We start from the raw sequence: 18,142 nt of genomic DNA, 5'->3' as shown, positions 1-18,142 counted from the left end.
ATTCGAAGGTTGGGTCGAGACGCGCGCAACGGGCGTCCCGGAGCCGCTTACATCGCGACGCGGCGGGCCTGCATGAAGCGGGGTGCCCAATAGCCGGTGGTCAGGCTGTCCACGCGGACGTCCTTGCCGGTGCTGGGGGAATGCAGGAAGCGGCCTTCGCCGACGTAGATGCCGACGTGGTTGATCCGGCCCTTGCGGCCGAAGAACACCAGGTCGCCCTGCTGGAGTTCGTCGCGGCTGGCGATCATCTGGCCGTTGGCCTGCGAGGCCATGTCGCGGGACACGCGCGGCAGTTCGATGCCCAGCGCGGTGCGGAATACGTAACCGACCAGCCCGCTGCAATCGAAACCACTGTCCGGCGAGGTGCCGCCCCAGCGGTAGGGCGTGCCCATCAGGGTCAACGCACGCTTGAGCACGGCCTGGATCTTGCCGCCCTCGTCCTTGACCACACCGTCCTTGCTCAGGTCGTAGCCGGCCAGCAGGCGGCTGAGGTCGCCGGCCACCATGGTGGACCGGTCCAGCAGCGGCAGGCTGTCGCTGGCCGCCAGGCGGGGCAGGAGGGCGGTGAGGGTGGCGGTGGCGGCTTCGGCCGCCTTTTCCTTGATGCTGAACGAGGCCGGCTTGGTGGCAACGGCTTCCGGGGCATTGACCGCCGCGGCGGCTTCCACGACGTCGGTCTCCACCGCATCGGCGCCCGGCGCATGCTGCTGGGCCCACGCGGGGACGCTCGCGGCGGCCAGCAGCACCAGGGAAAGGAATCGGTTCACGCCCCGCGGGGTGCGGTGGGTGGCGGCGGGCTGGCCTGGCGGCAGGTCGTCGGTCGTCACGCGGGGTCGGGGAAAATGCGAAGCGGCAATAGTGCCGTCATATCGCCTCGATTTGGTTCACAAATCGTTATTTATTCGTTAATTATGTCGGGCCTGGGTCACAGAAATGGCCGGACTCAATGCAGAACCCGTTTGGCGCCGGTGTAATGGTCGCGCCAGTAGCTGCCATCCAGATGGTCCAGCCGGACCGTTCCGCCGGTACTGGGGGCATGCACGAAGCGGCCTTCGCCCACATAGATGCCGACGTGGCTGACGCTGCCGCGGTTGCCGAAAAACACCAGATCGGCCGGCGCCAGCCGGCGCGGCTCGATGCGCGGACCCTGCACCTTGGCCAGTTCGCCGGAAGTGCGGGGCAGCTTCAGGTCCAGCATGTCGCGGAAAACGTAGGCCACCAGTCCGCTGCAGTCGAAGCCGGATTCGGGGGTATTGCCGCCGTAGCGATAGGGCGTGCCGACCAGGCCGATGGCCCGCATCAGCACCGCATTGGCCGCCGCCGGGTCCTCGGCCTCGACCCGTGGCCACTCCCGGACCGGGGACGGGGCGGGGCGGCGGACGGTTTCCTTGCCGCCGCCGCAGCCGGCCAGCAGGGCGGCCAGCAGCACGGCGACCACGACCGTTGCGCGGGAGGCCGCGGGTGGCGGCAGGCGGTCCAAGCCGGGATAATGCACGGTCTTCATTGCGGCGCATCTTCGCCCGCAATCCACCTGGCCGACAAGCCACCACGCCTGCCGCCGGCAGCCCCTATTCCAGAGTCCCGAATGAAAATCGCAAAAGACAGCGTCGTCCGTTTCCACTACACCGTCTCCGAAGTCGGCCAGGAGCCGCTGGAGAGCTCGAAGGACCGCGAGCCGCTCGCCATCCTGATCGGCCACGGCAATATCATCCCGGGTCTGGAGAACGCGATGCAGGACCGTGAAGCCGGCGAGAGCTTCAGCGTGGACGTGACCGCCGCCGAAGCCTATGGCGAGCGTCGCGACGGGCTGAGCCAGCGCGTGCCCAAGAAGCACTTCGGCACCCAGAAGCTCGTGCCGGGCCAGCAGGTCGTGCTGAACACCAATTTCGGCCCGCGCGCGGTGACCATCCAGAAGATCGGCATGAGCGTGGTCGACGTCGACCTGAACCATCCGATGGCGGGCAAGGATCTGCATTTCGACGTCGAAATCGTCGAGGTGCGCGAAGCCTCGCCGGAAGAGGTCGAGCACGGCCACGTGCACGGTGACGGTGGCCATCACCACTGAGCGGACGCACTTTCCCGCGATGCAAAAAGAAACGGCCCGCGCGAGCGGGCCGTTCTCGTTTCCGTGTCCGGCGTGTCCGCGTTCTTTCCGCTCAGGGCGCGCGCGGGGCACCGCCGTCGGACTCCGGAATGACCGCGATGGCGTCCACCTCGATGCGGACGCCGGGCTGGAACAGCGCCTGCACCCCGACCAGCGCGCTGGCGGGCGGCCGCCTCGGGTCGATCCAGCGATCCCGCACCTTGCGGATGGCCGGCAACTGCGCGGGATCGAAGTCGCGGATGTACAGCGTCAGCCGGGCCACGTGGGAGAAATCGCTGCCGGCCGCGCGCAGGGTGGCGTCCAGGTTGCGCATGACCTGTTCCAGCTGATCCTCCAGCGGACCTTCGACCAGACTGCCGTCCGCGCGCAACGGCACGTGGCCGGACAGCAGCAACAGCTTGCCGCCATCGACGCGCATGGCCTGCGAGACATTGGGAATGGTGGCGCCGGGCGGGTTGACGGGGTGCAGCAGCGCACCATCCGGCGTGCCGGCGAACACGGGCAGACCGGGACCGGCCAGCAACAGGGCGGCAAGTCGCAGGCGGAAGGGCGTCATGGCGGGTTTCTCCGAAGGGCGTTGCGGCGGGGAACGGCGGCGGGACGAACGCGGGAGGCAGCACGATGGGCGCGAGGTTACACCCGCTTCCGTTCCGGCGGATGGCTGGCCGGGAAGCGTCAACATGCTTTAATGCGCCACGATTCCAGGGAGCAAGGACATGGGCGCCATATCGTCGAATCCGGACGCACCGCTGCGGCCCGTCGCCGCCAGCGAACGCATCGAGACCATGGATGTGCTGCGCGGCTTCGCGCTGGTGGGCATCCTGCTGATGAACATCGAGGGCATGGCCGGCCCGCTGTTCCAGTCGTTCTCCGGGCTCGACCCGGCATTGACCGGCGTGGACCGTACCGCCGATGCGCTCATCTACATCCTGGTGCAGGGCAAGTTCTACACCCTGTTCTCGCTGCTGTTCGGCATGGGCTTCGCGGTGATGTCGACCCGCGCCGAGGCGCGCGGGCAACCGTTCGCGGGCGTGTATTGGCGGCGCAGCCTGGTGCTGCTGATCATCGGCGTGATCCATGGCCTGCTGATCTGGTCGGGCGACATCCTGTTGATGTACGCGCTGCTGTCGTTTTTCCTGCTGGCGTTCCGCAACGTGCCCGCCAAGTGGCTGCCCTGGATCGCGGGCCTGACCTACCTGGCGTCGTCCGGAATGATGCTGCTGCTGGGACTGGTGGGATCGGCGATGCAGATGGATCCGGCCGCGGGCGCCAACTGGAACAGCGAAATGGCGAAGGCGGGCGCGGAGATGAACGCGATGCTGGAAGCCCAGCGCAGCGCCTACGGCTCGGGCACCTACCTGGAAGCCGTCATCCAGCGCGCCAGGGACGTCGGCTTCATGCTCAGCAACCTGCTGTTCATCGGTCCCACGGTGTTCGGCATGTTCCTGTTCGGCACGTGGTTCGTGAAGAGCGGCGCCATCGCCGCGCCGGATCGTTTTCCGCGCCTGTTCGCGTTCCTGCGCTGGGGCGCGCTGCCGCTGGGATTGGCCCTGATGCTGCTGTCGTTCTGGATGGAGCCCACTGCGGATTTCAACAACATCAACCTGCACGCGTCGCTGGCGTTCGTGGCCAGTTCCGTCGGCAGCGTGCTGATGGCGTTCGGCTACGTGGGCTGGATCGTGAAGGGCGTGCAGTCGGCGGCGACCGCGCCGCTGCTGCACTGGCTGGCGCCGGCCGGCCGGATGGCGCTGAGCAACTACCTGATGCAATCGATCGTGTGCACGCTGATCTTCAACGGCTACGGACTCGGTTACCTGGATCAGTTGCCACGTGCGTGGCAGGTGGTGTTCGTGTTCACGCTGTTCCTGATCCAGGTGCTGTACAGCCGCTGGTGGCTGGCGCGGTTCCGGTTCGGTCCGGCGGAGTGGGTCTGGCGCTCGCTGACCTACCTGCGGCCACAGCCGATGCGCGCCAGCCCCGCATCCGCCTGAGGGTGGCTCCGGACAAGGAAACGGCCCGCTCGCGCGGGCCGTTTCCTTTGCCGCGTTGACGAAACCGGATCAGTTGACGCTGACCGCGCTCCACGCACGTGCCACCGCGTTGTACTGCGCCGAGCCGGCGCCGTACAGGTCGCTGGCCGCGTTGAGCGTGGCGGTGCGGGCCTGCGGATAGGTGGTGTTGGAGGTCATGTACACGGTCAGGGCGCGGTACCAGATGCGCTGGGCGGCGTCGCGACCGATGCCGGTCACGCCGGTATCGCCGTTGCAGACCAGTTGGCTGGCGGTGTAGCTGAAGCCGGCCGGCGAAACCGCGCCTTCCGCGAGCAGGTAGAAGAAATGGTTGGCCGGACCGGACGAGTAGTGCGGGTCCACACCGGCGAAGCCCGCCGCCGGATAGCAGTTGTAGGAACGGCCAGCGTCCGCGTCGCCGGGACGGAACATGTAGCGCAGCGCCTTCTTGCCGTCCGGATTGCTGCGGTAGATCTTCTCGCCAATCAGGTAGTCGCCCGGGTCGTTGGCGTTGTTGATGTAGTACTCGACCATCGTGCCCATGATGTCCGAGGCCGCCTCGTTGAGACCGCCGGCGTCACCGGAGTAGGCCAGGTTGGAGGTGGCTTCGGTCACGCCGTGGGTCATCTCGTGGCCGGCCACGTCGATCGACACCACCGGGTACCAGGTCGAGGTGCCCAGGCCGTAGGCCATGAACTTGTACGGCGCGCCGTACCAGCCCGCGTTGCCGCCGGTGGCCGGGCCGCCGCCGCCGCGGAAGGTGACGTTGACGATGCTCTTCACGCCGACGCCATCGTTGTAGATGCCGTTGCGGCCAAAGGTGTTCTTGTAATAGTCCCAGGTCGCGGCCACGCCGAAGTGCGCGTCGGAAGCCTCGCTGGCCACCTGCGACTCGGTGTTGTTGCCCCAGTTGTTGTCGGCGTCGGTCATGATCGCGGCCGTGCTGTAGACGCGGCTGATCTCCTTGCCCAGGCCGTCGCGGGTATTGCCGCCGCCACGGGTGGGATCCACCATCTGGTAGCCGCCGCTGATCGAATTGGTGGTGATGGCCACGTCGCCCAGGAACAGGGTCTGGCCGGTGCCGACCGCCGCCGCGGTGTGGATGATGTTCCAGTGATCCAGCACCTTGCCGCTGTGCGCGTCGACGAAATAGCGCATGTCGGCCTCGCCCTGGCTGTCGGACACGCCACGTACCCGCACCTCGTAGGCGAGCACCGGCTGCGCGCCGCGCGCATAGATCACCAGGCCTTGGCTGCCGATGTCGTCGATCTGGCCCTTGAAGTCGGCGCCGGCCGAGATCACCGCGGCATCGGCATCGATGCCGGCCTTGAGTGCCGGGCGACCGTTGCCGCGCAGGGTGAGGCTGGTGGATTTGAGCTTTCCATTCCTGGAGTGAATCACCACGTCGCCGCCGATGACGGGCAGTCCCTTGTAGCGGCGATCCAGGCGCACGTGCTCCGTGCCGTCGCGATCGACGATAACATCGCGGGCGACGAACTCGTCGCCGTCGCTGCTTTTCAGCGCGGCCGCATGGCCGACGGCCAGGCCCTTGGCGCGGCTGGCGGCGGGCGTCTGGTCGGCGTTGGCGGCGTAGAGCGGAGAGGTGACGAGGATGGCGGCGATGGCCGTGGTGATGAGGCTGATCTTCCGTTGCATTGCTTGCTGACCCCTGTGATGTGTGGATATGGGTGTTGCGACAGCAGGATTCGGAACAGGATCGGAAGCGGTGGGGCGCGTTCCATCGCGCGGTAGCGGACACGACCGGCGATGTCCCAACGATGTTGTCCCGGGACAATTGGTGTCAATAGAAACCATGTGAAGAAAGACAGAGAATGACCGTTACCTTCCACGTATTACGCTTGACATGTCCACACTGCCTGTCTCCGTATGGAAAGCCGGGTCGTCGGTGGGGACATATGCGTGCGCGCGGCGATGGCCGATGAACGGGACGCACGCCTGATGCATCGCAATGACGATGTACTGGTCCTGGGAGCGGGCGCGATCGGGCTGTCCACCGCGCTTGCCTTGCTGGAAGCCGGGCGGACGGTGCGGGTGCTGGAAGCGGGCGAGGTGGGCGCCGGTGCATCGCACGGCAACTGCGGCACCATCACGCCCAGCCACGCGCCGCCGCTGGCCGCGCCGGGCGTGGTGCGGCAGGCGCTGCGCTGGATGCTGACGCCGGACGCGCCGCTGTACCTGAAACCGCGCGTGGATCCCGCGCTGTGGCGTTGGCTGCTGCGGTTCGCCGCGCGCTGCAATCCACACGACTGGCGCGAGAGTACGCACGCACGCGCGGCCATCCTCGACGATTCGCGCGCCCGCCTGGTGACCTGGGTCGAACGCTACGCGTTGCGCTGCGAGTTCCAGGAAGAAGGGCTGGACTACGTGTTCCGCGATCCGCGCAATTTCGAGCGCTACGTGCGCGAATGTCAGGCGCTGCGGGAATTCGGCATCGACAGCGAAATCATTGCCGGCGCCGAGTACGAAGCCCGGGAACCGGCCATGCGCGAAGGCGTCGCCGGCGCGATCCGGTTCCCCGACGACGCCCGTCTGCGTCCGGATCGCTACGTCGCCGAACTCGCGCGCGCCGTGCGCGAACGTGGCGGGGTGATCGAAACGCAGTGCCGCGTGCTCGGTTTCGACGAGGCGCGCGACGGCGTGCGCGTGCACACCGCGCGCGGAACGCGGCAGTGTCGTGAAGCGGTGTTCGCGCTCGGCGCGTGGACGCCGGAATTCGCGCGCCGGCTCGGCCTGTCGATTCCCATCCAGCCAGGCAAGGGCTACTCGGTGACCTACAGCCGTCCGGAGCGGGTGCCGAAGCGCCCACTGGTGCTGAAAGACCGTTCGGTCTGCGTGACCGTCTGGGACAGCGGCTTCCGCCTCGGCAGCACGATGGAATTTTCCGGCTACGACGACCGCCTCAACGAAGTCCGGCTGGCCGCGCTGGAGCGCGGCGCGCGCGAGTTCCTGCGCGATCCGGTGGGCGAGGTGGTGCAGGAGCGCTGGTGCGGCTGGCGACCGATGACCTGGGACGATCTGCCGCTGCTGGGTCGGGTTCCCCGCCATGAACGGCTCTGGCTGGCCGCCGGCCACGGCATGCTCGGCATCAGCATGAGCGCCGCCACCGGCCAGTTGTTGTCCGACCTGATCACCGGCCGGCCGCCGGCCATCGATCCCCTTCCTTATCGACCGGAGCGTTTTTCATGAAGCCGCAGACCGACTTCGACCTGATCGTGATAGGCGGTGGTTCCGGCGGGCTTGCCGGCGCTTTCCGCGCCGCGGCCCATGGCGCGCGGGTGGCGTTGCTGGAACCGGCGGATCTGGGCGGCACCTGTGTCAACGTCGGCTGCGTGCCGAAGAAGGCGATGTGGCTGGCCGCCGACACCGCCCAGCGCATCGCGCTGGCCGCGCAACTGGGATTCAAGCTGGAATCGCAGCCGCTCGACTGGCGCGAGTTCATCGTCCATCGCCAGCGCTACATCGCCGGCATCCATACCAGCTACCGCAAGCGGCTGGACGAAAGCGACATCGTCTGGATGCCCTGTCGCGGCCAACTGGTCGACACGCATACCGTGGAGAACAGCGACGGCGCGCGACTGCGGGGCGAGCGCATCCTGCTCGCGACCGGCGGCCGCCCGCGCCGTCCGCCGGTGCCGGGCGCCGAACTGGGCCTGGTGTCCGACGACTTCTTCCAGCTCTGCGATCCGCCGGCGCGGGTCGCGTTGATCGGCGGCGGCTACATCGCGGTGGAACTGGGCGGCGTGATGCAGGCGCTGGGCAGCCAGGTGGAACTGTTCGTGCGTGGCCAGCGCCTGCTGGAGGGATTCGATCACGAGCTGGCCGCGGATCTGCTGGAGGACAATCGCCAGCATGGCCTGCGCGCGCACTTCAACCACGCGCTGGCGGAACTGCGGCCGGCCGGTGACGGCAAGGTGGTACTGGTCGACGCGAACGGCGAACGCAGTGATCCCTTCGACAAGGTGTTCTTCGCCACCGGCCGGGTACCCAGCACCGCCAGCCTGGGCCTGGAGAATGCCGGCGTGGAAGTGGATGCGCGCGGTTACGTGCGGGTCGACGAATGGCAGGACACCACCATGGCGAACATCCACGCGGTGGGCGACGTGACCGCCGGACCCGCGCTGACGCCGGTGGCGATCGCCGCCGCGCGCCGGCTGATGGATCGCCTGTACGGTGGCAAGCCGGAGTCGCGGCTGGAGTTCCGCGATATCGCCACGGTGGTGTTTTCGCATCCGCCCATCGGCAAGGTCGGCATGACCGAGCAAGAGGCCCGCGCGAGCTTCGGTGACGCTGCCGTACGGGTCTACCGGGCACGCTTCCGCCCGATGCTGCATGCGCTGGCCGATTCGCCGCAGCGCAGCCTGTTCAAGCTGGTGTGCGTGGGCGAGGAAGAAAAGGTGGTCGGCCTGCATCTGCTGGGGGAGGGCGTCGACGAGATCCTGCAGGGCTTCGCGGTGGCGATCCGGCGCGGCATCACCCGGCGGGATCTGGAAGACACCGTGGCGATTCATCCGACCTCGGCCGAGGAAGTGGTGCTGCTGCGCTGAAGGGTCCATCGGGTCGAAGTCGCCGATCCGACCGGCGGCGGGCCGTGCCGACAGTTGGGTGACCTCCGGCACCTGAGAGGTGCGGGTGCCGGCGCTATGGTGCGCCGACACAGGAGAGCCGCCATGCACCAGGACGTTTCCGCCACCGCCGCAACGCCCGGGCAAGCCGGTGCCGCGCTGGAACCCGTCGATGCCGGCGAACGCATCGCGGCCCTCGACATCATTCGCGGCTTCGCCCTGATCGGCATCTTCCTGATGAACATAGAGTGGTTTACCCGCCCGATCAGCGAACTGGGCCGGGGCATCGACCCGTCGCTGCACGGCATCGATTACGCGGTGAGCTGGCTGGTGTATGTATTCGTGCAGGGCAAGTTCTGGACTTTGTTCTCGCTGCTGTTCGGCATCGGCTTCGCGGTGATGCTCGGGCGCGCGGAGACGCGCGGACGCCCGTTCCTGGCGCCGTACCTGCGCCGCATCCTGGGCCTGCTGCTGTTCGGCAGCGCGCATTTCGTCCTGATCTGGACTGGCGACATCCTGCACAACTACGCCATCACCGCGTTGGCGCTGCTGCTGGTGGTCACCCGCAACTGGAAGCTCTGGCTGGGCCTGCTGGTGTCCTTCGCGGTGATGGCGGTGGTGTTGAAGTCCGACGCCGTGGTCGGGGCGCTGATACTGCTGGTGCTGGTCGGCGTGATGATGTTCTTCCTGCATCGCGGCAGCGTGGCGCGCTACTGGAAGTGGGGCGTGACCCTGTACTCGCTGATGTTCGTGCTGGGCTTGATCGGCGCCGGCGTGACCGCGGTGTATCCGCAGATCCGCTCCCCGGAAACCGCCGAGCAGGCGGCCAAGCGCCAGGAACGCCTGGCCGAGCGCGCGAAGGAACGGGTCGAGGAAATCCGCATCGACAGCCGCGGCAGCTACGCCGAGGCGGTCCGCTACCGTGCCGACAAGTTCGCCGAGGACATGCCGCAGGCCGCCGGACTGAGTTTCATGGCGTTGCCGATGTTCATGATCGGATTCTGGTTCGTCCGTTCCGGCGTGGTTGCGCGGTTGCGCGAACACGCGGCACTGTTCCGGCGGCTGGCGGCGTGGACCCTGCCGATCGGCATGGCGATCACCTTGCTGAGCGTGTGGCTGGTGCCGAGCTTCCCCGGCGACGGCCTGGGCGGGCGCGATCCGGCGCGGATGGCCGCGATGTCGCTGTTCCAGCTCGGCGCGCTGCTGCTATGCCTGGGCTACTTCTCGGGCATGGTCCTGCTGCTGGGCACGCGCACCGCCCGCTGGCTGGCGCCGCTGGGCTTCGCGGGCCGGATGGCGCTGACCAACTACATCGGCGCATCGGTGATCAGCACATTGTTCTTCTTCGGCTATGGCCTGGGTTACTGGGGGCAGTTGTCCCGCCCCGGCCAGATGGCGTTCGTGGCGGTGGTGTTCGCCCTGCAGGTCGCCTTCAGCTGGCTGTGGCTGCGCCATTTCCGCTACGGACCGCTGGAATGGGCGTGGCGCGCGCTGACCTATTGGCACCTGCCCCCCATGCGCCGGAGGCCGGATGTCGCGGCGGCGACGGAGGGAACGGTGCATCCGGCCTGAGCCGACCGGCCTGGTCAAATCGCGCCGGGTTTAGAATGCGCGCATGGTTGAGCGCATTTCCCCCCACGCGTCACGCCTTCCTTGCTTTCGCGCCGCCGCGCCCGCTCCCCGATGAGCAGGGTCGGGCAGGACGACGAGGCACAGCAGGACGAATCCGCCAGCGCGGTACTGGATCCGGAGGCGGCGCCTTCCGGCGCCGCCGCGCCGCGCCCGCTGCTGGGTGGGTTCGCGCTGGCCGCGTTGGGCGCCATCGCCTTTTCCGGCAAGGCCATCATCGTCAAACTCGGCTACCGGCACGGCGTGGATGCGATCACGCTGCTGGCGCTGCGCATGCTGGTCGCGCTTCCGTTCTTCCTGCTGATGGGGGCCTGGGCCGCGCGCCGCGCCGAACCGCTGGCGCGGGGTGACGGGCTGAAGATCATCGGCCTGGGTTTCTTCGGCTATTACCTCGCCAGCTTCCTCGACTTCGCCGGGCTGGCCTACATCACCGCCACCCTGGAACGGCTGATCCTGTACCTCACCCCGACCCTGGTACTGGCGATCGGCCTGCTGGTGTTCCGTCGCCGCGCCAGCCGCGCGCAACTGGTGGCGCTGGTGATCAGCTATGCGGGCGTACTGCTGGCGTTCGGCCACGACTGGTCGCTGGGCGGTGGCAACATCGCGCTGGGCAGCCTGCTGGTGTTCGGCAGCGCGCTGGCCTATGCGATCTATCTGGTCGGCAGTGGCGAGATGGTGCGCCGGGTCGGCGCGGTGCGCCTGACCGCCTACGCCAGCAGCGTGGCCAGCGTGCTGTGCATCGGCCAGTTCCTGTTGCTGCGGCCGCCGGCGGATCTGCTGGCGGTACCGGCGACGGTGTGGTGGCTTTCGCTGCTCAACGGCACCGTCTGCACGGTGCTGCCGGTACTGATGGTGATGATGGCGGTATCGCGCATCGGTTCGGCGCTGGCCGCGCAGATCGGCATGATCGGTCCGGTCTCGACCATTGTCCTGAGCCTGCTGCTGCTGGGCGAGCCGATGGGGCCGTGGCAGGTCGCCGGCACCGTGCTGGTGATGTCCGGCGTGTTCGTGGTCTCGCGGCAGAAGGCCGCATGAGGCGCGGATGCGGCCACGGCCTTCATCCTTCCGCCGGACCGGCGCGGGCACAATGAACGCATGAACGCCTCCGGCCCGCCGACACCCGACACCGCCCTTCGGCCGTTGCTGTGGCTGGTGGCGGCCGGGGTGTTCATGCAGATGCTGGACAGCACCATCGTCAACACGGCCCTGCCGGCGATGGCGCGTGATCTCGCGCAGTCGCCGCTGCGCATGCAGGCCGTGGTGGTCGCCTACGCACTGACCGTGGCGATGCTGATTCCGGCTTCGGGTTGGCTGGCGGATCATTTCGGCACCAAGCGGATCTTCATCGCCGCGGTGACCCTGTTCACCCTGGGCTCGCTGGCCTGCGCGTTCTCGCAGAACCTGCCGCAACTGGTGACCTCGCGCGTGCTGCAGGGCGTCGGCGGGGCGATGTTGCTGCCGGTGGGACGATTGGCGGTGCTGCGCGCGGTGCCGCGCAAGGATTTCCTGGCGGCAATGAGCTTCGTCACCGTGCCGGGCCTGATCGGGCCACTGATCGGCCCCACGCTCGGCGGCTGGCTGGTGGAAGTCGCCTCCTGGCACTGGATCTTCCTGATCAACCTGCCACTGGGCGTGCTGGGCACCGTGGCGGCGCTGCGCTGGATGCCGGACCTGCGTGGTCCGCGGGTGCGTTTCGACGCGCTCGGCTACGTGCTGCTGGCATTCGGCATGGTGGCGGTGTCGCTGTCGCTGGACAGCCTGTCCGACCACGCAGGGAGCCGCGGCGCGATGGTGGTGCTGCTGGTGTTCGGACTGGCCGGGCTGGTGGCCTACTGGCTGCACGCCGCGCGCGCCCCGCGGCCACTGTTCCCGCTGGCGCTGTTCCGGGTGCCGAGCTTCAGCATCGGCTTGCTGGGCAACCTGTTCTCGCGCATGGGCAGCAGCGGCATGCCGTTCCTGATTCCGTTGATGCTGCAGGTCGGCCTGGGCTTCTCGCCGATGTCGGCGGGCATGCTGATGATCCCGGCTGCGCTGGCCGGCATGTTCTCCAAGCGCATCGTGGTGCCGCTGGTGCAGCGGTTGGGCTATCGCAAGGTGCTGGTCGGCAACACCGTGCTGGTGGGGCTGGCGATGGCCAGCTTCGCGCTGATATCGGCCGACCAGCCGCTGTGGCTGCACCTGCTGCATTTCGCCATCTTCGGCGCGGTCAACTCGCTGCAGTTCACCGCCATGAACACCCTGGCCCTGCGTGATCTCGACGGCGATCTGGCCAGCGGCGGCAACAGCCTGCTGTCGATGACAATGATGCTGGCGATGAGTATCGGCGTCGCGCTGGCGGGCAGCCTGCTGGGCGTGTTCGGCAATATCGTCCTGCATCCCCTGCAGGGCCAGGCACTGTCGGCCTTCCGCTGGACCTTCGTCTGCGTGGGTCTGATCACGATGGCGTCGGCGGCGATTTTCGCCCAGCTGCAGCCGACCCACCGCATCCCGCCATCCAGCGTGAAACGCGCCGACCCGGGCTGAGCTTCGTCAGGTCTCCGCCGTCGGCATGCTCGCGTCGGCCAACCAGTCCACCACCGCCTGCAACGCGTCCAGCCGGCCTTCGCCGGCATTGCGACGATCGCGGTAGATCGCCAACTGCCGATGCGCGCTGGTGCCGTGCTGGAGGATCTTCCACAGTTGTTCGAACGCTTCTCCTGCCGCCAACGCGACGATGTCCTCTTCCAGTACCTGCTGCAGGTTGCGGAGCATTTCGCGCACCGGCACCAGTCGGCCGCTGGCCAGATCGATCAGGCCGGCGTCATAGCCGTGGCGCTGTGCCCGCCACAGGTTTTCCGCGATGATCGCCTGCACGCCGGCGTCCAGGCCGGCGTGCCGCTCCGGATGGTGTTCGAGGTGCCGGACCAGGCAGCGGAACAGCTGCGCCAGCGCCAGCGCGTCATCGGCATCGGTGCAGCAGTCCGGCACCCGCAACTCGAGGGTGGGAAAGCGCAGGGAAGGGCGGATCGCCCACCACAGGAAACTGGCGTCCTCGATGGTGCCGGATTGCACCATCCGCGCCACGTAACGGTCGTAGGCGGCCTGGTTGGCGAACAGCGGCGGCAGGCCGGTGCGCGGGATTTCCTGGTAGGCGGTCTGGCGGTAGCCCATCAACCCGGTGGGATGGCCCATCCAGAACGGCGAGGAGGTGCTGACCGCCAGCAGCAGCGGCATGAAGGGTTGCAGGCGCCGCAGCAGGTCGATGCGCGCGGATGTGTCGGCCGGTTGCACGTGCACGTGCAGCCCGCAGACGAGATTGCGATGGCCCAGCATCTGCAGCTGCTCCATCACCCGGTCGTAGTGCGGCTTGTCGGTGCTGCGCTGATCGCGCCACAGGCCCATGGGATGCGTGCCTGCGGCAAGGATGGCCAGGCCATGCTCGGCCGCGACGGCGCCAACCGTGCGGCGCAGGTGGTGAAGATCGCGTCGCGCCTCGTGCGGATCGTGGTGGACGTTGGTCTGCACCTCCACCTGGGTCTGCAGCAGCTCGCTGCCCACGCGATCGCCCAACGCCTCGTGGCAACGGTCGAAGAACGCCCGCGGCATGTGCCGCAGGCGCCGACGATTGCGACGGACCAGGAAGTATTCCTCTTCGAGTCCGAAGGTGTAGGGATGTGATTGCACGCGTGGCCTGTCCGGGAAGGAGCAGGTCGTTTATCGCATTGCCGGGGTAAACGTATTGTTCAGGGCCGCGTCGCCGATGACGGCGACGCGGCGTGAAGGCTCAGCTCACTTGCCCAGGTGCTTGGCCAGGAACGCTTCCATGCGCCGGTACAACTCGGCGCGATTCTCCGGCTTGTAGAAACCATGGCCTTCGCCGCCGACGACCAGCGTTTCCACGGGAGTCCCCTGTTTCTTGAACGCGTTTTCCAGCGCGTTGAACTGGTCCATCGGTACGCGCTGATCCAGGCGACCCTGCACCAGCATCACCGGGATCTTGATCTTGTCGACATTGCGGGCGGGCGAATTGGCGGCCAGGGTGGCCGGATCGTTGCCCAGCACCCGGTCAAGATAGCGACGTCCGGACTTGCTGTCGTTGATGTCGCCTTCCTTGTGCATGACCTGCAGGTCGTAGACACCGACGTACCCGATCGCGCACTTGTACAGTTCCGGATACCGGATCGGGTTCATCAGCGCCGCATAGCCGCCGAAGCTCGCGCCATAGGTACAGATGCGTTCGGGGTCGGCCAGCTTGTTGTCGATCGCCCAACGCACGCCATCGGCGATGTCATCCATCATCTTGCCGCCCCATTCGCGGTAACCCAACTGCTCGAAGGCCTCGCCACGTCCACCGGAGCCACGGAAGTTGACCTGCAGCACCGCGTAGCCACGGCTGGTCAGGAACTGGACGTCGTCATCGAACGTCCAGCTGTCATACGGGCCGTAAGGGCCGCCATGGGCCATGACGATCAGCGGCTGCGGACCGGTGGCGCCGGCCTTGGCGGAGTAGAAGCCGAACAGCTTCAGGCCGTCCCTCGACTTGAACTCGAACGGCCGCATCGGCGCCATCTGCTCGGGCTTGATCCACGGCCTGACCTCGCTGATCAGCTGCACTTTCCCCGCATCGCGATCCAGCACGTAGTAACTGCCGGGATGACGGTCGGACCATGTACTGAACAGCACTTTGCGATTGTCGCGACTGAAATCGATGATGCTGACCATCTGCCCGGGAAAGGCCTTGAGCAGGCCGGCGTGCAGCTTGGCCCATTCCGAACCGTTGTCGACATAGCGGATGGACGGCTTGTCGGAATCGAAGATCACGCCGAAGGGGACGCCGTCGTAACCGGCGTACAGCAGGCGGCTGACCGCCGCGTCGTCGCGACCGATCAGCAGATTGCGCGAGCCGGTGGCGAAATCGATGCGGAAGAGCTGGGCCGGTTCCCTCTTGTCGGAAACCAGCGCATAGGCGGTGTTGTTGTCGGTGTCGAAGCTCAGGCCGTACATCGTGTAGCCGGCCATCGCGGCGGGTACTGGCTGCCAGTCCGCACCCGGCGTGGGGCGATAGTGCAGCACCGGCTCGTCCCTGGCGTCGCGGGTGATGCGCAGCCTGGGCTTGCCGGCGCGGTCGTAATAGAAGCTGGCCGGCTTGGACGATCGCTCGATTTCCTTGCGGGTACCGGTGCGGGTGTCCACCTTGTAGACGACGGTTGGCGATTCCTCGCCACAGACGCCGGGCCAGCAGGTGAAGTCCACCAGGACATTGCCCGGTTCGCCGTCCAGGATGAAGTCCACCGCCGCGAATCCCTGATCCTTGCGGCGTCCGCTGCGAACACCGTCGTCCTTGACGTAGGCAAACAGGGTTTCCTGGGTCTTGCCGTTGATGTCCGAGGCAATCAGTTCGCCGTAGCTGTACGGGCGAGCGTGCAGAGGCTCCATCTTGGCGCGTGACACCACGATCTGCTCGTCATCGGTCCAGATCGGCGTGGCCACGTGCTGCTGCAGTCCGAAGCGCAGCACCTGGACCTTGCCACTGCCATCCAGGGGGACTATCTGCAACTGGGTTTCCAGGCCATCGGCCGTGGGCACGGCCATGGCGACGTGTTTGCCGCTGGGCGACATGGCGATGCCGCTGATCTCGCCATGCTTGGCGAAACTCTCCACGGGAATTGCCTGGCCCCAGGCAGGCATCACCACCAGGCCGCACAGCAGTGCGACCCATTTCAGTCCATTTGATACGTACACGGTTCCTCCCCAGGAACAGGTGCGGGTGTATGCATGATGCTGCCACGTGGCCCGGGGCTTGTCACCGGGCGTCGCACCAAGGTGGAAAGAGGGAGATGACTCTGCGGCCTGGCGATGGCGTCGTGAGTGCCAGCGCGTTCGAATCAGACTTCCAGCGAAGCCAGATCTCCCTTGGTCTCCAACCAGCTCTTCCGCTCGCCCGCGCGCTTTTTCGCCAGCAGCATGTCCATCAGCGAATGGGTCTGGTCGCCGTCTTCGACGGTCAACTGGACCAGCCGGCGGGTGTCGGGGTGGATGGTCGACTCGCGCAGCTGGGAGGCATTCATTTCGCCCAGGCCCTTGAAGCGGGTGACGTTGACCGCGCCCTTGATCTTCTCGCGCTGGATCTTCTCCAGCAGCAGGCGCTTTTCCTCCTCGTCCAGGGCGTAGAACACTTGCTTGCCCACGTCCACGCGAAACAGCGGCGGCATCGCCACGAACACGTGGCCGGCCTGCACCAGCGCCGGGAAATGGCGCAGGAACAGCGCGCTGAGCAGGGTCGCGATGTGCAGGCCGTCGGAATCCGCGTCCGCCAGGATCACCACCTTGCCGTAGCGCAGGCCGGAGATGTCTTCCTTGCCCGGGTCGCAACCGATGGCCACGGCCAGGTCGTGCACTTCCTGCGAGGCCAGCACGCTGCCGGAAGCGACCTCCCAGGTGTTCAGGATCTTGCCGCGCAGCGGCAGGATCGCCTGGAAGTCCTTGTCGCGTGCCTGCTTGGCGCTGCCGCCGGCCGAGTCGCCTTCGACCAGGAACAACTCGGTCCGCGACAGGTCCTGGCTGATGCAGTCGGCCAGCTTGCCGGGCAGGGCCGGACCCTGGGTGACCTTCTTGCGCACGACCTGCTTTTCGGTCTTCAGCCGCGCGGCGGCACGCTCGATGGCGATCTGGGCGATGCGTTCGCCCAGGTCGACGTGCTGGTTCAGCCATAAGCTGAAGGCGTCGTGGGCGGCGCCCTCGATGAAACCGGCGGCCTGGCGCGAGCTCAGGCGTTCCTTGGTCTGGCCGCTGAACTGCGGGTCGGTCATCTTCAGCGACAGCACGAAGGCGACCCGATCCCAGACGTCCTCCGGGGCCAGCTTGACCCCGCGCGGCAGCAGGTTGCGGAAGTCGCAGAACTCGCGCAGCGCATCGGTCAGGCCGCTGCGCAGGCCGTTGACGTGGGTGCCGTGCTGGGCGGTGGGAATCAGGTTGACGTAGCTTTCCTGGACCAGTTCGCCGTCCGGCACCCAGGCCACGGCCCAGTCGACGATCTCGGTGTCCTTCTTCAGCTGGCCGACGAACAGCTCCGGTGGCAGCAGCTCGCGGCCCTGCATCTCGCCCTTGAGGTAATCGCGCAGGCCGTCTTCGTAATGCCAGGTATCGCGCTCGCCGGTGGCCTCGTCGTACAGCTTGACGGTCAGGCCCGGGCACAGCACCGCCTTGGCGCGCAGCAGGTGGCGCAAGGCGCGCGCGTTGAACTTGGGCGTGTCGAAGTACTTGGCGTCCGGCCAGAAGCGCAGGCGGGTGCCGGTGTTCTTCTTGCCGACCGTGCCGACGGCCTCCAGCTTCGAGGCAGCGTCGCCGTCGCGGAATTCCATCCGGTACTCGTTGCCTTCACGCTTGATGAAGATCTCGACCTTCTTCGACAGCGCATTGACCACGCTCACGCCGACGCCATGCAGGCCGCCGCTGAAGGTGTAGTTGCGGTTGCTGAACTTGCCGCCCGCGTGCAGGCGGGTGAGGATGAGCTCGACGCCCGGGATCTTCTCTTCCGGGTGGATGTCCACCGGCATGCCGCGGCCGTCGTCGCTGACCTCGCAACTGCCGTCCTTGTACAGGGTGACCTCGATCTCGCCGGCGTGGCCGGCCAGCGCCTCGTCCACGGAGTTGTCGATGACTTCCTGCGCCAGATGGTTCGGGCGCGCGGTGTCGGTGTACATGCCCGGGCGGCGCTTGACCGGATCCAGGCCGGAAAGGACTTCGATGTCGGCGGCGTTGTAGCGACTGCTCATGTTCGGTGGTCGGATGCTCGTGTGTCGGGGCGCGGCAGGGAGGCCGGCTAGGCGATAGGCCCG

Annotated in this window: 14 protein-coding genes; 7 read left to right on the top strand and 7 right to left on the bottom strand. The window is 67.2% G+C overall.

What is annotated here, in order from left to right:
• Positions 1-47 precede the first annotated feature (47 nt).
• Together FHW78_RS04655 and FHW78_RS04650 are read right to left on the bottom strand one after the other, a co-directional pair.
• Positions 48-827 carry a C40 family peptidase gene (locus tag FHW78_RS04655; RefSeq protein WP_183638331.1) on the bottom strand — a complete coding sequence of 260 codons (780 nt, stop codon included), beginning with the start codon at positions 825-827 and terminating at the stop codon, positions 48-50.
• 116 nt (positions 828-943) lie between these two features.
• A complete protein-coding gene (locus FHW78_RS04650; RefSeq protein ID WP_183638329.1) occupies positions 944-1,504 on the bottom strand; it encodes a C40 family peptidase in 561 nt (186 codons plus the stop codon).
• An 81-nt stretch (positions 1,505-1,585) separates the two neighbouring features.
• On the opposite strand from FHW78_RS04650, the gene FHW78_RS04645 reads away from it, so the two are divergent.
• Positions 1,586-2,065: a peptidylprolyl isomerase gene (locus FHW78_RS04645; RefSeq protein ID WP_183638327.1), complete on the top strand. Its 480-nt coding sequence runs from the start codon at positions 1,586-1,588 to the stop codon at positions 2,063-2,065.
• Positions 2,066-2,156: 91 nt separating this feature from the next.
• Here FHW78_RS04645 and FHW78_RS04640 read toward each other — a convergent pair whose 3' ends face one another.
• Positions 2,157-2,660, bottom strand: a complete 504-nt coding sequence (locus FHW78_RS04640; RefSeq protein WP_183638325.1) for a RidA family protein — start codon at positions 2,658-2,660, stop codon at positions 2,157-2,159.
• A 160-nt stretch (positions 2,661-2,820) separates the two neighbouring features.
• Between FHW78_RS04640 and FHW78_RS04635 the strand changes: the two genes are divergently transcribed.
• Positions 2,821-4,095 carry a DUF418 domain-containing protein gene (locus FHW78_RS04635; RefSeq protein WP_183638323.1) on the top strand — a complete coding sequence of 425 codons (1,275 nt, stop codon included), beginning with the start codon at positions 2,821-2,823 and terminating at the stop codon, positions 4,093-4,095.
• Positions 4,096-4,164: 69 nt separating this feature from the next.
• Here FHW78_RS04635 and FHW78_RS04630 read toward each other — a convergent pair whose 3' ends face one another.
• Entirely contained in the window at positions 4,165-5,769 is a 1,605-nt protein-coding gene (locus FHW78_RS04630) for a M4 family metallopeptidase (RefSeq protein WP_183638321.1), read from the bottom strand.
• Positions 5,770-6,045: 276 nt separating this feature from the next.
• On the opposite strand from FHW78_RS04630, the gene FHW78_RS04625 reads away from it, so the two are divergent.
• From FHW78_RS04625 to mdtD, 5 genes are all read left to right on the top strand, one after another.
• Complete coding sequence (locus tag FHW78_RS04625; protein WP_255443139.1) at positions 6,046-7,320, top strand: FAD-dependent oxidoreductase; 1,275 nt, start codon at positions 6,046-6,048, stop codon at positions 7,318-7,320.
• Positions 7,317-8,678: a glutathione-disulfide reductase gene (gene gorA, locus FHW78_RS04620; RefSeq protein WP_183638320.1), complete on the top strand. Its 1,362-nt coding sequence runs from the start codon at positions 7,317-7,319 to the stop codon at positions 8,676-8,678. The genes FHW78_RS04625 and gorA overlap by 4 nt, the downstream gene beginning before the upstream one ends.
• 123 nt (positions 8,679-8,801) lie before the next feature.
• Positions 8,802-10,268, top strand: a complete 1,467-nt coding sequence (locus tag FHW78_RS04615; protein WP_183638317.1) for a DUF418 domain-containing protein — start codon at positions 8,802-8,804, stop codon at positions 10,266-10,268.
• Positions 10,269-10,379: 111 nt separating this feature from the next.
• Positions 10,380-11,360 (top strand): DMT family transporter, encoded by a 981-nt coding sequence (locus FHW78_RS04610; protein ID WP_183638314.1) that lies wholly within the window; start codon positions 10,380-10,382, stop codon positions 11,358-11,360.
• A 60-nt stretch (positions 11,361-11,420) separates the two neighbouring features.
• A complete protein-coding gene (mdtD, locus tag FHW78_RS04605) occupies positions 11,421-12,848 on the top strand; it encodes a multidrug transporter subunit MdtD (protein ID WP_183638311.1) in 1,428 nt (475 codons plus the stop codon).
• A gap of 6 nt (positions 12,849-12,854) precedes the next feature.
• On the opposite strand, the gene FHW78_RS04600 is transcribed toward mdtD, so the two are convergent.
• The 3 genes from FHW78_RS04600 to parE all read right to left on the bottom strand — a co-directional run bounded on the left by FHW78_RS04600 (position 12,855) and on the right by parE (position 18,079).
• Positions 12,855-13,988: a carboxylate-amine ligase gene (locus FHW78_RS04600; protein WP_183638309.1), complete on the bottom strand. Its 1,134-nt coding sequence runs from the start codon at positions 13,986-13,988 to the stop codon at positions 12,855-12,857.
• Between the two features lie 105 nt (positions 13,989-14,093).
• Complete coding sequence (locus FHW78_RS20140) at positions 14,094-16,046, bottom strand: S9 family peptidase (protein ID WP_183638305.1); 1,953 nt, start codon at positions 16,044-16,046, stop codon at positions 14,094-14,096.
• 143 nt (positions 16,047-16,189) lie between these two features.
• Positions 16,190-18,079 carry a DNA topoisomerase IV subunit B gene (gene parE / locus FHW78_RS04590; RefSeq protein ID WP_183638303.1) on the bottom strand — a complete coding sequence of 630 codons (1,890 nt, stop codon included), beginning with the start codon at positions 18,077-18,079 and terminating at the stop codon, positions 16,190-16,192.
• Positions 18,080-18,142: the final 63 nt, after the last annotated feature.

This window comes from Pseudoxanthomonas sp. OG2 (genome assembly GCF_014192765.1).
In the GTDB taxonomy this organism is placed as follows: Bacteria; Pseudomonadota; Gammaproteobacteria; order Xanthomonadales; family Xanthomonadaceae; genus Pseudoxanthomonas_A; species Pseudoxanthomonas_A beigongshangi.
This window is presented reverse-complemented; position numbering and strand designations above follow the sequence as displayed.

Coding starts and splice junctions, on each gene's coding strand:
- FHW78_RS04645 (WP_183638327.1), top strand. CDS start 1,586: ATGAAAATCGCAAAAGACAGCGTCGTCCGTTTCCACTACACCGTCTCC.
- FHW78_RS04650 (WP_183638329.1), bottom strand. CDS start 1,504: ATGAAGACCGTGCATTATCCCGGCTTGGACCGCCTGCCGCCACCCGCG.
- FHW78_RS04635 (WP_183638323.1), top strand. CDS start 2,821: ATGGGCGCCATATCGTCGAATCCGGACGCACCGCTGCGGCCCGTCGCC.
- FHW78_RS04625 (WP_255443139.1), top strand. CDS start 6,046: ATGGCCGATGAACGGGACGCACGCCTGATGCATCGCAATGACGATGTA.
- FHW78_RS04610 (WP_183638314.1), top strand. CDS start 10,380: ATGAGCAGGGTCGGGCAGGACGACGAGGCACAGCAGGACGAATCCGCC.
- gorA (WP_183638320.1), top strand. CDS start 7,317: ATGAAGCCGCAGACCGACTTCGACCTGATCGTGATAGGCGGTGGTTCC.
- FHW78_RS04630 (WP_183638321.1), bottom strand. CDS start 5,769: ATGCAACGGAAGATCAGCCTCATCACCACGGCCATCGCCGCCATCCTC.
- FHW78_RS04640 (WP_183638325.1), bottom strand. CDS start 2,660: ATGACGCCCTTCCGCCTGCGACTTGCCGCCCTGTTGCTGGCCGGTCCC.
- mdtD (WP_183638311.1), top strand. CDS start 11,421: ATGAACGCCTCCGGCCCGCCGACACCCGACACCGCCCTTCGGCCGTTG.
- FHW78_RS04615 (WP_183638317.1), top strand. CDS start 8,802: ATGCACCAGGACGTTTCCGCCACCGCCGCAACGCCCGGGCAAGCCGGT.
- parE (WP_183638303.1), bottom strand. CDS start 18,079: ATGAGCAGTCGCTACAACGCCGCCGACATCGAAGTCCTTTCCGGCCTG.